Genomic DNA, 248 nt, shown 5'->3' with positions numbered 1-248 from the left:
CGGTGCGGTCGATGTGCCCGTCGAGACGATGGTGTACGCGGTCAAGCGCATTGCGCACAACGGCGAACGTCTGCCGGACGTGGTGCGCGTACTGGCGTGGATTCCGGAGTCGATGCGCGCCTATCTTTGCGACCGGTCGCGAATGGTCGACATTGAACACGCGTGGGTCACGGCCAACGTGAAGGACAACCGGGCGACACTGACGCCGTTCATGGAGTCGGGCGAGTATGAACTGTCCGTCCCGAACG

Annotated in this window: 1 protein-coding gene; it reads left to right on the top strand. The window is 63.3% G+C overall.

The annotated features are described in order from the left end of the window. On the top strand, positions 1 to 248 hold a 248-nt coding region (locus tag SB754_RS22055), incomplete at both ends, for a hypothetical protein (protein WP_410784432.1).

The sequence above is a fragment of the Leifsonia sp. SIMBA_070 genome, assembly GCF_046534635.1.
Lineage (GTDB): Bacteria > Actinomycetota > Actinomycetes > Actinomycetales > Microbacteriaceae > Leifsonia.
Note: the sequence above shows the minus strand (reverse complement) of the source record. Positions and strands in the feature narration are given on the sequence as shown.